This window comes from Pseudomonas sp. COR18 (assembly GCF_048568395.1).
Classification (GTDB): domain Bacteria; phylum Pseudomonadota; class Gammaproteobacteria; order Pseudomonadales; family Pseudomonadaceae; genus Aquipseudomonas; species Aquipseudomonas fuscovaginae_B.
Genome location: NZ_CP183808.1, coordinates 6,306,374 through 6,320,041 on the forward strand (window position 1 = coordinate 6,306,374; position 13,668 = coordinate 6,320,041).

12 protein-coding genes, 2 pseudogenes and 1 riboswitch are annotated in these 13,668 nt (G+C 62.7%); of the genes and pseudogenes, 8 read left to right on the forward strand and 6 right to left on the reverse strand.

Features of this window, described 5'->3' with window-relative positions:
• Positions 1 to 95 precede the first annotated feature (95 nt).
• Both ACM62G_RS28355 and ACM62G_RS28360 read left to right on the forward strand, forming a co-directional pair.
• Positions 96 to 1,598: an ATPase domain-containing protein gene (locus ACM62G_RS28355; RefSeq protein WP_273820763.1), complete on the forward strand. Its 1,503-nt coding sequence runs from the start codon at positions 96 to 98 to the stop codon at positions 1,596 to 1,598.
• Complete coding sequence (locus tag ACM62G_RS28360) at positions 1,595 to 3,268, forward strand: response regulator (RefSeq protein WP_273820762.1); 1,674 nt, start codon at positions 1,595 to 1,597, stop codon at positions 3,266 to 3,268. Before ACM62G_RS28355 ends, ACM62G_RS28360 begins: the two co-directional genes overlap by 4 nt.
• A gap of 1 nt (position 3,269) precedes the next feature.
• On the opposite strand, the gene ACM62G_RS28365 is transcribed toward ACM62G_RS28360, so the two are convergent.
• The 6 genes and pseudogenes from ACM62G_RS28365 to ACM62G_RS28390 form a co-directional block, all read right to left on the reverse strand.
• Complete coding sequence (locus tag ACM62G_RS28365) at positions 3,270 to 3,647, reverse strand: response regulator (RefSeq protein ID WP_054058152.1); 378 nt, start codon at positions 3,645 to 3,647, stop codon at positions 3,270 to 3,272.
• A 64-nt stretch (positions 3,648 to 3,711) separates the two neighbouring features.
• On the reverse strand, positions 3,712 to 4,905 hold the full coding sequence (locus ACM62G_RS28370; protein WP_054062234.1) for a hybrid sensor histidine kinase/response regulator: 1,194 nt from the start codon (positions 4,903 to 4,905) through the stop codon (positions 3,712 to 3,714).
• On the reverse strand, positions 4,899 to 5,504 hold the full coding sequence (locus ACM62G_RS28375; protein ID WP_419736166.1) for a chemotaxis protein CheB: 606 nt from the start codon (positions 5,502 to 5,504) through the stop codon (positions 4,899 to 4,901). The genes ACM62G_RS28370 and ACM62G_RS28375 overlap by 7 nt, the downstream gene beginning before the upstream one ends.
• On the reverse strand, positions 5,501 to 6,316 hold the full coding sequence (locus tag ACM62G_RS28380) for a CheR family methyltransferase (protein WP_419737575.1): 816 nt from the start codon (positions 6,314 to 6,316) through the stop codon (positions 5,501 to 5,503). Before ACM62G_RS28380 ends, ACM62G_RS28375 begins: the two co-directional genes overlap by 4 nt.
• Positions 6,316 to 7,575: pseudogene (locus ACM62G_RS28385) on the reverse strand (response regulator); the annotation flags it as partial. The pseudogene ACM62G_RS28385 and the gene ACM62G_RS28380, both read right to left, overlap by 1 nt.
• Before the next feature lie 71 nt (positions 7,576 to 7,646).
• Positions 7,647 to 9,807: pseudogene (locus tag ACM62G_RS28390) on the reverse strand (CHASE3 domain-containing protein); the annotation flags it as partial.
• A 252-nt stretch (positions 9,808 to 10,059) separates the two neighbouring features.
• Between ACM62G_RS28390 and ACM62G_RS28395 the strand changes: the two are divergent.
• From ACM62G_RS28395 to ACM62G_RS28420, 6 genes are all read left to right on the forward strand, one after another.
• On the forward strand, positions 10,060 to 10,416 hold the full coding sequence (locus ACM62G_RS28395; protein WP_419736167.1) for a response regulator: 357 nt from the start codon (positions 10,060 to 10,062) through the stop codon (positions 10,414 to 10,416).
• 132 nt (positions 10,417 to 10,548) lie between these two features.
• Positions 10,549 to 10,773: riboswitch (cobalamin riboswitch) on the forward strand.
• A 96-nt stretch (positions 10,774 to 10,869) separates the two neighbouring features.
• Entirely contained in the window at positions 10,870 to 11,055 is a 186-nt protein-coding gene (locus ACM62G_RS28400) for a CbtB domain-containing protein (RefSeq protein ID WP_054058157.1), read from the forward strand.
• A 23-nt stretch (positions 11,056 to 11,078) separates the two neighbouring features.
• On the forward strand, positions 11,079 to 11,789 hold the full coding sequence (locus ACM62G_RS28405) for a CbtA family protein (RefSeq protein WP_054062237.1): 711 nt from the start codon (positions 11,079 to 11,081) through the stop codon (positions 11,787 to 11,789).
• A complete protein-coding gene (locus ACM62G_RS28410) occupies positions 11,786 to 12,211 on the forward strand; it encodes a cobalamin biosynthesis protein (RefSeq protein ID WP_054058159.1) in 426 nt (141 codons plus the stop codon). Before ACM62G_RS28405 ends, ACM62G_RS28410 begins: the two co-directional genes overlap by 4 nt.
• Positions 12,212 to 12,377: 166 nt before the next feature.
• Positions 12,378 to 13,124 (forward strand): precorrin-4 C(11)-methyltransferase, encoded by a 747-nt coding sequence (gene cobM / locus ACM62G_RS28415; protein ID WP_054058160.1) that lies wholly within the window; start codon positions 12,378 to 12,380, stop codon positions 13,122 to 13,124.
• A gap of 19 nt (positions 13,125 to 13,143) precedes the next feature.
• Positions 13,144 to 13,563 (forward strand): NUDIX hydrolase, encoded by a 420-nt coding sequence (locus ACM62G_RS28420; RefSeq protein ID WP_419736168.1) that lies wholly within the window; start codon positions 13,144 to 13,146, stop codon positions 13,561 to 13,563.
• The last annotated feature ends 105 nt before the right edge of the window (positions 13,564 to 13,668 follow it).

A 13,668-nucleotide genomic window follows, 5' to 3' on the forward strand; every position in this document is an offset into this window, starting at 1 on the left:
CCTCCCACACAGACACAATAGCGCCGTTGAAGTGGGGAACCGTGGGTGACGCTGAAGGTCCAGTAAGGAACTCCCAGCCAAAAGAGCCCCTGGAATTGACTACATCCACTGCCCCCAGCACACCCAAGGCAGCCACTGGCATCGAAGGCCTGGACGACATTCTTTCCGGCGGCCTGTCCCGCGGCCATGTGTTCCTGCTCGAAGGCCAACCCGGTACCGGCAAGACCACCGTCGCATTGCAGTTCCTTCTGGCCGGTGCCGCCGCCGGGGAACGCTCGCTGTATATCACCCTCTCGGAAACCGAGGAGGAACTGCGCCAGGGGGCCAGCTCCCATGGCTGGGACCTCGACGACAACATCGAGATCTTCGAGCTGACGCCGCCGGAGAACCTGCTCGATACCGAACACCAGCAGAGCCTGCTGTATTCCTCGGACCTGGAACTGGGCGAAGCCACCCGGCAGATCTTCGAGGCGGTCGAACGGGTCAAGCCGACCCGCGTGGTGCTCGACAGCCTGTCCGAGATCCGCCTGCTGGCCCAGAGTTCGTTGCGCTACCGCCGGCAGATCCTGGCGATCAAGCATTACTTCGTGCGCTACGACGCCACGGTCCTGCTGCTCGACGACCTGACCAACGAATCTCTCGACAAGACCGTGCACAGCGTCGCCCACGGGGTGATCCGGCTCGAGGAACTGGCACCCAACTACGGCGCCGAACGGCGCCGGGTCCGGGTGGTCAAGTACCGTGGGCAGAAGTACCGCGGCGGCTACCATGACTTCACCATCAGCAACGACGGCGTCCATGTGTTCCCGCGCCTGGTGGCGGCCGAGCATCGCGGCGAGTACCTGCGCCAGCAGCTGAGCAGCGGTATCAAGGAGATGGACGCCCTGCTCGGCGGCGGCATCGAAACCGGCTCCAGCACGCTGATTCTCGGCCCGGCCGGTACCGGCAAGACCCTGATCGCGATGATCTTCGCCGCAGCAGCCGTGGCCCGCGGTGAAAAGGCCGCGCTGTTCATCTTCGACGAGGAACTGGGCCTGCTGTACGAGCGCATGAAGAACATCGGCATCGACCTTGCCGCCCTGCGCGCCACCGGCAACCTGTGGATCGACCAGGTCGACGCCGCCGAACTCTCCCCCGGGGAGTTCTCCCACAAGGTCCGACGTTGCGTGGACGAGGGCCATATCAAGACCGTGGTGATCGACAGTATCAACGGCTACCAGGCGGCCATGCCGGAAGAAAACGCGCTGATCCTGCACATGCACGAACTGTTGCTGTACCTCAATCGCCGCGGCGCCGCGACGTTCATGACCGTCGCCCAACACGGGCTGGTCGGTGACATGCAGGCCCCGGTGGAGATCACCTACCTGGCCGACACGGTGATCCTGCTGCGCTACTTCGAGGCCCTCGGCCAGGTGCGCCGGGCGATGTCGATCATCAAGAAACGCACCGGCTCCCATGAGTCGACCATTCGCGAATACCGCATCAGCCCGCGCGGGATGACCATCGGCGAACCGCTGGAGGCCTTCCAGGGCGTGCTGCGCGGCGTTCCGACCTATCTCGGCGAGGACCTGCCGCTGCTGCAGGACGCAGACTTGTGAGTCTGCGCGACGAGGTCTCCGAACGGGCGATCATTCTCGCGCCCTGGGGGCGCGACAGCCAGATTGCGCGGATGGTCCTCGAACAGGCCGGATTCAGCGGGGTGGTCGCGCAGAACCTGCCGACACTGTGCGACGAACTGAAGCTCGGTGCCGGCCTGCTGATCATCGCCATCGAGGCCTTGCAGACGACCGACCTCGAGCCGCTGCTGCAGCACCTGCAGGAACAACCGGCCTGGTCGGACCTGCCGATCGTCCTGCTGACCCATCATGGCGGCCCGGAACGACCGGCCTCTTCCCGCTTCGGCAGCCAGCTGGGCAACGTCACCTTCCTCGAGCGCCCCTTTCATCCGGTGACCCTGATCAGCCAGGTGACGTCGGCCATTCGCGGCCGAAGGCGACAGTACGAAGCCCGTGACCGGCTGATCGACCTGAGCCAGAGCGAATTGCGGCTAAAGGAAACCCTGGAAACCCTCGAGCAACAGGTCGAGGAACGCACTGCACAACTGCGTCACAACGAGGAAGCCCTGCGCCAGTCGCAGAAGATGGAAGCGGTCGGCCAACTGACCGGCGGCATTGCCCACGACTTCAACAACATGCTGACGGGCATCATCGGCAGCCTGGAACTGCTCAAGCGCCGACTGGCGCGCGGGCGTCTGGAGGACCTGGAAAACCTCATCGACCTCGGCGTGACCTCGGCCAACCGCGCCGCCGGCCTGACCCACCGGCTGCTGGCCTTCTCCCGACGCCAGTCGCTGGACTCCAAGCCGGTGGACATGAACGAGCTGGTCAGATCCATGGGCGAACTGCTCCATCGCAGCCTGGACGAGAGCATCGAACTGCGCATGAACCTGGCCGAGGCGCTGTGGACCGCCGAAGCCGACCCCAATCAACTGGAAAGCGCCCTGCTCAACCTGGTGATCAATGCCCGCGACGCCATGCCGGACGGCGGCCAGTTGCTGGTCAGCACTTCCAACCAGACGCTGGACCTGGCCTTCACCCAGACCCAGGGCCACCTGGAACCCGGCGACTATGTGCTGCTGCAGGTCCGCGACACCGGCTGCGGCATGCCGGAGAGCATCATCAGCCGGGTATTCGACCCGTTCTTCACCACCAAGCCGATCGGCCAGGGCACCGGCCTCGGCCTATCGATGATCTACGGTTTCAGCAAGCAGTCCCATGGCCACGTCAGCATCGACAGCCATGTCGGCCAGGGCACCTCGGTCAACCTCTACCTGCCGCGCTACAAGGGCGAGCCGACACTGCAGGACGATTCGCTGCAACTGCTGCCGACCTCACACGCTGCGGAAGGCGAAACCGTGCTGATCGTCGAGGACGACCCGGCCGTGCGGGTGCTGGTGCGCGATGTGTTGAGCGAGCTGGGCTACCACTTCGTCGAGGCGGCGGACGCCAATGCCGCCGTACCGGTGCTGGAGTCCGGCCAGCGCATCGACCTGCTGATCAGCGATGTCGGCCTGCCGGGGATGAACGGCCGGCAACTGGCGGAGATCGGTCGCCAATTGCGCCCCGGGCTCAAGGTGCTGTTCATCACCGGCTATGCCGAGCATGCGGCAGTACGCGGCGGCTTCCTCGATCCGGGCATGCAGATGATCACCAAGCCCTTCAATCTGGACCTGCTGACGGCCAGGGTGCGGGAAATGATCAACGCCTGAGTCAGGCCAGCAGGCGCTGGATCTGCTCCTGCAGGGTATCGAGGTCGAACGGCTTGGCCAGGATCGGCGCCTTGCGGGTGATCGGGCTGTCCGTCTCGAGGATCTCCGCCGGATAACCGCTGATGAAAATAACCTTCAGGTCCGGGCGCAGCTTGATCGCGGGCTCGGCGATGTCGACCCCGGAAATCCCGCCGGGCAGCCGGAAGTCCGTAACCATCAGGTCCAGGTTGGGCTTGGTCGCCAGTATCTCGAATGCCTGCTCGCCGTTTTCGGCCTGCAGCACCCGATAGCCCACACTGGACAGATAGGCCGACAACACCATCAGGATCGACGGGTCGTCCTCGACGATCAGGACGACGTCTTGTGCATCTTCACTCATGGAAAACCTTCATTCTCAAAATTCTGCCCATACGACCACCGGCCCGCCCGGAGGTTGCGTCGGTTTACCGGTTTTCCTGTAACGGCAGGTGAACGCAAAAGGTTGAGCCTTCACCCAACCGGCTGCTGACCGTGATGGTACCGCCATGGGCGGCGACGATCTGCTCGGAAATGAACAGGCCCAACCCCAGCCCGGCGACCGCATGGGCCGCCGAAACCCGCTCGAACTGCTGGAAGATACGTTTCTGGTTCTCTTCGCTGATGCCGATACCGCGGTCACGGACCTCGATGCAGGCCTGATTGTCCCGTGTATAGACGCGGACATCGATCGGGCTTTTCGCACCGTAGCGCACAGCGTTGGTCAGCAGGTTGGAAACCACCTGCTCGATACGGAACTCGTCCCAGTTGCCTTCCACCGGGCCGCTCGTCTCGAAGTTGAGGGTCGATTCGGCAGCCTGGACCTGGGGAGCAAAGCCTTCCAGCAGCTTGCTCACCAGCTGCGACAGATCGAAGCGGCTCGGGCGGATCGACAGCTTGCCGGTGCGGATACGCGACACGTCGAGCATGTCCTCGATCAGCCGGATCAGGCTCCGGATCTGCCGCTCGTCACGCTCGACCATGGCCGTCATTTTGTCGAGGGTGAAGGCCGCGGCGTTGTTGCGGGCCAGGTGCATCTTGCGCAGTTGGGTTTCGAGGATCAGCCCGTTGAGCGGCGTGCGCACCTCGTGGGAGACGATCGACATGAAATCGTCGCGCATGCGCACCGCGCGTTGCAGTTCCTCCTGGGTCGCCTGCAGCTCGCGCAGCAGTGCCTCCTGCTCGCGCCGGCTCTGTTCCAGGGCCTCGACCTGCTGCTTCATGGCCTTGCTCTGCCGGTACAGGTCGACAAAGACGTTGACCTTGCTCTTCACCGCATGGGTGTCCAGCGGCTTGTAGAGAAAGTCCACCGCGCCGCTTTCATAACCCTTGAAGGCATAGTTGAGCTCACGCCCGCCGGCGCTGACGAACACGATGGGAATGTTCTTGGTCTTTTCCGTGCCGCGCATCAGTTCGGCCAGCTCGAAACCGTTCATGCCGGGCATCTGCACATCGAGAATGGCCATGGCGAATTCATGCTGCAACAACAGCGACAGGGCCTCGTCGGCGCAGTGGGCCTTGTAGACGACACGATCCTCACGTTTGATCAGCGCTTCCAGCGCCAACAGATTTTCCGGCAGATCGTCGACGATCAGCAGTTTGGCCTGGATAGTACTTAGCATGCGATTCGTTCCAGCTCGGCAAGCAGGCGGCCAATGCCGCGAAGAGGGAGTATGTAGTCGGGAGTATGCAGCGCCAGGGCCGCCTCGGGCATGGTGGCCACCCGCGCCTCGCGCGGGTCCTGCACCACCGTCAGGCCACCCTGGGCCTTGACCTGGGCCAGTCCGCCGGCACCATCGTGGTTGGCTCCGGTCAGCAGCACCGCCAGCAGTCGTGAGCCATAGGCATCGGCGGCCGATTCGAACAGGTAGTCGATGGAGGGACGCGAATAGTGCACGCGCGCCTCGCAACTGAAGGAAAACGTGCGGTCCTGCTCCACCGACAGGTGATAACCGGGTGCCGCGAAATACAGGGTACCGGGACTGATCAGTTCCTTGTCGGCCGGTTCCCTGACCGGCATCGACACACGCCGGGCGAATACCTCGGCCAGGTGGCTCTGGCGCTCCTCGGGCAGGTGCAGCACCACGATGATCGGCAGGCCGAAACCTCTTGGCAACTCGCCGAACACCGTCAGCAACGCTTCGACACCGCCAGCCGAAGCCCCCATCGCTATGGCTTCGACACGCTGTCGCTGGGTGAACTCAAGGGCCAGTCTGTTCATAGCTTGCGATAGATCCGCTCTTGCTTGACCAAGGTCTCGAACTGCTTGCCAAAGGAGGAAAATTCCAGGGTTTCCCTGTTGCCCAGCGCGAGGAACCCCCGGTAGCAGAGCGACTCGTGAAACAAGCCAAAGGCTCTATCCTGAAGCTTTTTATTGAAATAAATCAATACGTTACGACATGAAATTAATTGAGTTTCTGAGAATACGCTGTCGGTTGCCAGGCTGTGATCGGCGAAGGTCACGTTCTCACGCAGCGTCTTGTCGAAAATCGCATAGCCATAAGCGGCCGTGTAGTACTCGGAAAACTCCCGCTGCCCACCCGCCAGCTGATAGTTACGGGTATAGGCAGGTATGTTGTCCAGGGAAAAGATTCCCTGCTTGGCCTTTTCCAGCGAACTGGGATTGATATCGGTGGCGTAGATGATGGTGCGTTCCAGCAGGCCTTCCTCGCGCAGCAGGATCGCCATCGAGTAGACCTCTTCCCCCGTGCTGCAGCCGGCCACCCAGATCTTGATCGACGGGTAGGTCCGCAGCAGCGGCACCACCTCCTGGCGAATCGCCAGGAAATGGCTGGGGTCGCGAAACATCTCGCTGACCGGAATGGTCAGGAACTGCAGCAGTTGCATGAACGCCGCCGGGTCGTGCAGGACCCGTTCCTGCAGCGCGGAAATGGTCGCGCAGTCGAACTGGCGCATGGCGTGAACGATCCGGCGCTTGATCGATGCACCGGAGTAATCGCGAAAATCGTAGCTGTACTTGAGGTAGATCGCCTCGATCAACAGGCGTATTTCAATGTCGATGTTCTGCTGCACTAGATCCTTTCCATTTTCGGCAACCACACGCGAATCAGCGAGAACAGGCGGTCCAGGTCGATCGGCTTGGCCAGGTAGTCGTTGGCGCCGGCCTGCAGGCAGCGTTCCTGGTCGTCCTTCATCGCCTTGGCCGTCACCGCGATGATCGGCAGCTTGCGCCAGCGCGGGTCCTTGCGGATTTCGACGGTGGCTTCATAACCATCCATTTCCGGCATCATCACGTCCATCAGCACCAGGTCGATGTCCTCGACCTCATTGAGCCGCTCGATCGCTTCGCGGCCGTTACGTCCGATCTCGACCACCGCGCCCTTGTGCTCCAGGGCGCTGGTCAGGGCGAAGATGTTGCGCACGTCGTCGTCCACCAGCAGGATCCTGCGACCTTCGAAGACCTTGTCGCGGCTGCGGGCGGTCTTGAGCATGCGCTGACGTTCATGGGACAACTGCGATTCGACTTTGTGCAGAAACAATGTCACTTCGTCGAGCAGGCGCTCCGGCGAGCGGGCGCCCTTGATGATGATCGAGCGCGAATACTTGCGCAGGTCGGCCTCTTCATCGCGGGTCAGGTTGCGTCCGGTGTAGACGATCACCGGCGGGAACGAGCGGATTTCGTCGGTGGACATCCGCTTGAGCAACTCGTTGCCGAGCATGTCCGGCAGCTTGAGGTCGATGATCATGCAGTCGTAGACATTCTCGCGCAGCAGGTCCAGGGCCTCCTGAGCCAGCCCCACCGCGGTGATCTGGATGTCGTCGTCGCCGATCAGCCGGGCGATGCTGTCACGCTGCAGGTCGTCGTCCTCGACCAGCAGGACGCGCTTGACCTTCTGGGTCAGCTTGGCCTCGAGCCGGGAGAAGACCTCCTTGAGTTCCTCGCGGGTGGTCGGCTTGACCGCGTAGCCCATGGCGCCCATGTGCATGGCGGTTTCGACGCGGTCCTCCACGGAAATCACGTGCACCGGGATGTGCCGGGTCGACGCCTGCTCCTTGAGGCGTTGCAGCACGGTCAGGCCGGAGTGATCGGGCAGGCGCATGTCCAGCAGGATCGCATCCGGGATGAACTGCGCCGCCAGCCCGAAGCCCTCGTCGGCACCGTGGGCCACCAGGCACTGGTAGCCCAGTTCGTGGGCCAGGTCGTAGAGGATCTGGGCAAAGCTCGGCTCGTCCTCGATCACCAGGATGCTGCGGGTGGTGAACGGCGCCTTGTCACGATCGTCGGCGAAACGCTCGATCGGCGTTTCGATCGCCGCCGGCGGCTCGACACGGGGGCTGGCCGCCATGATCGACGGCACGTGGGCCGGCACCGGAGCCTGGGTGACCTCGTTGGTGGCCATGGTGTACTCGCGCGGCAGCGCCAAGGTGAACACACTGCCCCGACCCGGCTCACTGGCCACACTGATCGAACCGCCCAGCAGCGCCGCCAGGTCGCGGGAGATCGACAGGCCCAGGCCGGTACCGCCGTAGCGCCGGTTGGTGGTGCCATCGGCCTGATGGAAGGCCTCGAAGATACTTTCCTGCTGCTCGACGGCAATGCCGATACCGGTGTCGCGCACACTGAAGACGATGCCGACACCGGGCCGGCTGGAAACGGTCAGGTTGACATGGCCCTGCTCGGTGAACTTCAGCGCGTTCGACAGCAGGTTCTTGAGCACCTGCTCCAGGCGCTGGCGATCGGTGAACAGCATCTCGGGCGCGCCCTCCTCGATCACCACGCTGAATCCCAGGCCCTTGTCGTTCGCCAGCGGCAGGAACAGGTTGTCCAGGCCTTCAACGAGCCGTGCCACGCTGGTGTTCTCGGGGCGCACCTCAAGCTTGCCCGCCTCGACCTTGGCGATATCGAGAATGTCGTTGATCAGGTTGAGCAGATCGTTGCCGGCGGAATAGATCGACTCGGCGAACTTGACCTGCTCGTCGGTGAGGTTTTCCTGGGGGTTCTCCGCCAGCAGCTTGGCCAGGATCAGCGAACTGTTGAGCGGCGTGCGCAGCTCGTGGGACATGTTGGCGAGGAACTCGGACTTGTACCGGCTCGAACGCTGCAGTTGATCGGCCCGTTCTTCCAGCTCGACCTGTGCCTGGTTCAGCTCGCTGTTCTTGCGGTCCAGAGCGTCGCGCTGTTCGGCCAGGGCCGTGGCCTGCTCGGCCAACTGCTCGTTGCTCTGCTCCAGCTCGGTCTGCTGGGTCTCCAGGTGCACCTGGGATTCCTTGAGTACCCGGGATTGCTCCTCCAGTTCCTCGTTGGCGGTCTTGAGCTCCTCCTGCTGCACCTGCAACTCTTCGTTGAGTTGCTGGGTCTCGGCCAGTACCTCCTGCAGGCGCTGGCGATAGCGGGCGGCCTCGACGGAAGTGCCGATACTGCCGGCAATCAGCTCCAGCAATTCGATGTCGCGCTCGACGAGCTCACGCAGGAAGCCCAGTTCGATCACGCCGTTGACTCGCCCATCGTCGCGTGTCGGCACCACCACCACGTGGCGTGGCAACCCCTCGCCGAGACCGGAACTGACCTTGAAGTAGTCCTGCGGAAGTCCGTCGAGACGAATCAGGCGGTCCTCGGTGGCGGCCTGGCCGACAATACCTTCATCGGTGAAGACCTCGACCCGCTGCTGCTCCTGCTCGCGAGACAGACCATAGGTGGCGATGCGCCGGAAACCACCATGCTCCTCACGGACATACAGGACACCCACGGCACTGCCCAGGTACTGGGCGCAGAACTGCAGAATATTGCGCCCCAGGGGGCTCAGCCCGAGTTGGCCGAGCATCTGCGAGGACAGTTCGTTCTGACCGCCACGCAGCCAGGCCTGCTTCTCAAGGCGCTCGGAACTCTTCAGTTGCGACTCGAGATTCTTCCCATAACTCGCTGAAAGATTTAGTAAATCTCTTCTACCAACGTAAGCCAGGAGCGCACTCAGGCCCAGCACGAAGACCAGATAGGCAGTGATGCTCCATAGGGTGGTACGCCGCACATCGTCATTGCGGGACAGGCGCAGTTGCTGCTCGGTGTCGATGGCATTGGCATACTCGCTGCGGATCTCGTCGGTCAGGCGCTTGCCACGCCCGGCCTTGATCGCTTCGCGATAGTCGCCCTTGCTGCGCTGCAGATCGATCATCGATTGCGCGTATTCGGTCCAGGCCCCCTGCAGGGCCTCGATGCGCCTGAAACGATCGACCTGCTGCGGGTTGTCCGCCACCAACTGCTGCAAGCCGCGCAGTTCGGCCATGATCTTCGGCTTGGCGACTTCATAGGGGTCGAGGAAGTGCTCATCGCCGGTGATCAGGAAACCGCGCATGCCGGTTTCCAGGTCCACAGACAGCGTCATCACCTCATTGATGTTGTTGATCACCCGGTCCGTGTGCTGCACCCATTGGATCACCGAAAGCAGATAGCTGATCAGGGAAACGAAGAACACTGCGCTGAGCACACCCACCCCAAGCGGCAGGCTGATGTTGCGACTCAGGAGTTTGCGAAAACTGCTCTCATCAACCGAAGACGGTGAATTCATTTCGGGCCCCGGAGGAAGTCTTGAAAACCAAGGAGTTTGACGTAATTTTGTAAAAAAAGGATCCATTTTTCTCACAGCGTAGAAGGCATTTTCCTGCCTCGCACTGCCCAGCATCAATCAGACCCGCTATCCTACTCTCTTGTACAGCAAAATATTTTTGTACAAGAAATAGAACTTGTGGCAATTGGCCGCTTACCAATACAAAAGACAGGCACCTTCCTGCTCCGCTTTCACTTTTTTGGGAAACCCCTTATGTGCGCAGCCAGCTCCACCATCCTGGTCGTCGAAGACGACGCCATTGTCCGCATGCTGATTGTCGATGTGCTGGAGGAACTGGAGTTCAGGGTCCTGGAGGCCAGCGGCAGCGACGCGGCCCTGGAGTTTCTCAATGACACCGCCACCCCCATCGACCTGCTGATGACCGATGTCGGCTTGCCCGACATGGACGGCCGAGACCTGGCGAGGACCGCGTGCCAGGTCCGCCCCGGACTCTCGGTGCTGTTTGCCAGCGGCTACGCCGACAGCCTCGAAGTACCCGCCGGCATGCAGGTGATCGGTAAGCCGTTTTCGATCGATCAGCTCAGATATAAGATTAAAAGCATTATCTAACTCATTGTTTTTATTGAGATTATTATTCTAGAAATAACTTTAGGTTCGGCTTTTTACCGCAGCCCTCCCCACCTTTTCTCGACCCGGTGGTCACCATGCAGCTCAGTTGACGCACCGGTAGATGGCATGCTTTCCTACTCGTCTGTTCTGGGTGCCCTTCACAGGGTGAAACGGGAAACCGGTGCGTCGGCGGATGCTTCATCATGCCTGACAAGTCCGGTGCTGCCCCCGCAACGGTAAGCGAGAGAAGCGTCAGATCCACTGTGCCAGCCGGCATGGGAAGGTGATGCTGGAAGGTTCGAGCCAGGCTGGAACCCCTCGCGAGCCCGGAGACCGGCCCGGAAATATCGAATGACAAACCTGCGGTGGGCAGGCGCTGTTGAAACCTCCGGGCCCGGCCCGCCGAGGTTTTTCTGCGCGTGGCCGCCTGCTGAAGACCCAGAAGGAAGCGCCATGTCCGTCACCACCGCCAGCCATTCCGGCACCGTCACATCGACCCGCAGCCAACGTCTCGTCGCCGCCATCGGCGCCAGCGTCCTCGGCGTGCTGCTGGTTTATTTCGCCGGGTTCTCGCACATCGATGCGGTCCATAATGCTGCCCACGATACACGTCACAGCGCCGCCTTCCCGTGCCACTGAGCCGTGCCACCGAGAACCCTGCCATGATCAAGCGTATCGCCCAAACCGCCGGCTTCAGCGGACTGCTGGCCGCCCTGCTGCTGACCCTGCTGCAAAGCTTCTGGGTCGCCCCCCTGATTCTCGAAGCGGAAACCTACGAGAAGGCCCCGGCCAGCGAAGCCCATGAGCACACCGGCGCCGCCATGGCCGGGCATAGTCACGAAGGCCACGATGAAGCAGCGTGGGAGCCGGAAGATGGCTGGCAGCGCGTGCTGTCCACCACCGGCGGCAACCTGGTGGTCGCGGTCGGTTTCGCCCTGATGCTCGCCGGCCTGTATACCCTGCGTACGCCCAATCGCACCTCCCAGGGGCTGCTCTGGGGGCTGGCCGGCTACGCCACCTTCTGCCTGGCACCGACCCTCGGCCTGCCGCCGGAACTGCCCGGCACCGCCGCGGCGGATCTGCTGCAACGGCAGATCTGGTGGGCCAGCACCGCTGCCTCCACTGCCGTGGCCATCGCCCTGGTCGTGTTCGGCCGGCATTGGCTGCTCAAGCTGCTGGGCGTGGCCATTGTCGTGGTGCCCCACGTGATCGGTGCACCGCAACCGGACGTGCATTCCAGCCTGGCACCAGAAGCACTGGAGGCGCAGTTCAAGATCGCCTCGCAACTGACCAACGCGGTGTTCTGGCTGGCCCTGGGCCTGATCAGCGCCTGGCTGTTCCGTCGCAAGGCCGACACTCGGCACCGGGCATGACAAAGCCCCCCGCGCAGCCAGCCCTGGCGGCTGGCTTCGGTTGCCGGCAAGGCTGCGAGGCGTCGGTCCTGCGGCAACTGCTGGAAAGTGCCCTGCAGAGCTGTCGACTCGACCTCTCGGCAGTCACCGGGCTGGCCAGTATCGATGGAAAACGCCATGAGCCGGGATTGCTGGAACTCGCTCGACAGTTGCAACTGCCACTGCTGTTCTTCAGCGCCACGGCGCTGCAACCCTACGAGCCACATCTGAGCCATCGCTCCAGCCTGGCTTTCGCCCATACTGGCTGCCACGGCGTTGCCGAAAGTGCCGCCCTGGCCCTGGCCGAACAACAGGGACAGTCCCCGGCAAGCCTGCTTATTTCACGCCAGAAGCACCCGCAGGCGACCTTCGCACTGGCCTGGACCGGGCAAAACCCTGGATAATCCCCTCCTCCTGCATGAGCGTTGTTCATGTGGACCCAGGATTTACCCGCAAACCCACCCGGCGAGCTCCGCGTGCGCTCGACGCGAAACGAGCGACTGCCGTCAGGGCTTCGCGGATAAATCCGGTGCCCATGGAACCTTGCGCGCAGCCCGTTCAGAGAAGTTTATGACCGTCTATTTCATCGGTGCCGGCCCCGGCGATCCGGAACTCATTACCGTCAAGGGCCAGCGCCTGATCCGCAGTTGCCCGGTGATCATCTATGCCGGCTCACTGGTACCTGCGGCCGTGCTGGAGGGCCATGGCGCCAGCCAGGTGATCAACAGCGCCGAACTGCACCTGGAACAGATCATCGAGTTGATCAGGGCGGCCGATGCCCGCGGCCAGGATGTGGCCCGGGTGCATTCCGGCGACCCATCGCTGTACGGCGCCATCGGCGAGCAGATCCGCCACCTGCGCGAGCTGGGCATCGCCCACGAAATCGTTCCCGGGGTCACCGCCACCGCTGCCTGCGCGGCCCTGCTCGGTGCCGAGCTGACACTGCCGGATATCTCCCAGAGCGTGATCCTGACTCGTTACGCCGACAAGACCGCGATGCCCGCAGGCGAGGAGCTGGGCGACCTGGCCCGGCACAAGGCGACCATGGCGATTCACTTGGGGGTCAACCATCTGGCGAAGATCGTCGCCGAGCTGCTGCCTCATTACGGCGCGGACTGCCCGGTTGCGGTGATTCACCGCGCCACCTGGCCCGACCAGGACTGGGTACAGGGCACATTGGCGGACATCCAGGCCAAGGTCGAGGCCAAGGGATTTCGGCGCACGGCGCTGATCCTGGTGGGACGGGTACTGGGCAGCGACCATTTCAGCGAATCATCCCTGTATCGGGCCGGTCATGCCCACTTGTATCGACCCTGAACAGGCGGAGAAAAAAACGATGCCCGAACCGACGTTTTCCGGAGCCAAGCTGGCACTGCTCTGCGGCGATCAGTTGTTGACCTACCTGCGCGACATGAAGGACGGCATCCCCTACCCTGGCCACTGGGACTTTGCCGGCGGTGGCCGCGAAGGCGAGGAAACCCCGAGCGAATGCGCGCTGAGGGAACTGGACGAGGAGTTCTCCCTGCGGATCGGCGCCGAACGCATCGAGTGGGCGCGACGCTACCCCAGCGTCACCCAGCCGGGCAGCCACTCATGGTTTCTGGTGGGGCAACTGGACCCGGTGGAGATCGAGGCGATCCATTTTGGCGATGAGGGACAGTACTGGCGGATGATGCCGATTGCCGAGTACCTGGAGCATCCGCTGGGGGTGCCGTATCTGCAGGAGCGGTTGCGCGATTACCTGCGGGGGCGCTAGCGAGCTTCAGGACGTATTCGCGGGCAAGCCCGCGAATGGGCCGACACAGGCACCACAAATCCTGCCCCCAATAAAAAACGGTGCTCACGGGCACCGTTTCTTGCG

Bases quoted from the DNA above. Each gene is read 5' to 3' on its own strand.
- ACM62G_RS28365 (WP_054058152.1), bottom strand. From the start codon at position 3,647: ATGAGTGAAGATGCACAAGACGTCGTCCTGATCGTCGAGGACGACCCG.
- ACM62G_RS28370 (WP_054062234.1), bottom strand. From the start codon at position 4,905: ATGCTAAGTACTATCCAGGCCAAACTGCTGATCGTCGACGATCTGCCG.
- ACM62G_RS28375 (WP_419736166.1), bottom strand. From the start codon at position 5,504: ATGAACAGACTGGCCCTTGAGTTCACCCAGCGACAGCGTGTCGAAGCC.
- ACM62G_RS28395 (WP_419736167.1), top strand. From the start codon at position 10,060: ATGTGCGCAGCCAGCTCCACCATCCTGGTCGTCGAAGACGACGCCATT.
- ACM62G_RS28400 (WP_054058157.1), top strand. From the start codon at position 10,870: ATGTCCGTCACCACCGCCAGCCATTCCGGCACCGTCACATCGACCCGC.
- ACM62G_RS28405 (WP_054062237.1), top strand. From the start codon at position 11,079: ATGATCAAGCGTATCGCCCAAACCGCCGGCTTCAGCGGACTGCTGGCC.
- ACM62G_RS28410 (WP_054058159.1), top strand. From the start codon at position 11,786: ATGACAAAGCCCCCCGCGCAGCCAGCCCTGGCGGCTGGCTTCGGTTGC.
- cobM (WP_054058160.1), top strand. From the start codon at position 12,378: ATGACCGTCTATTTCATCGGTGCCGGCCCCGGCGATCCGGAACTCATT.
- ACM62G_RS28420 (WP_419736168.1), top strand. From the start codon at position 13,144: ATGCCCGAACCGACGTTTTCCGGAGCCAAGCTGGCACTGCTCTGCGGC.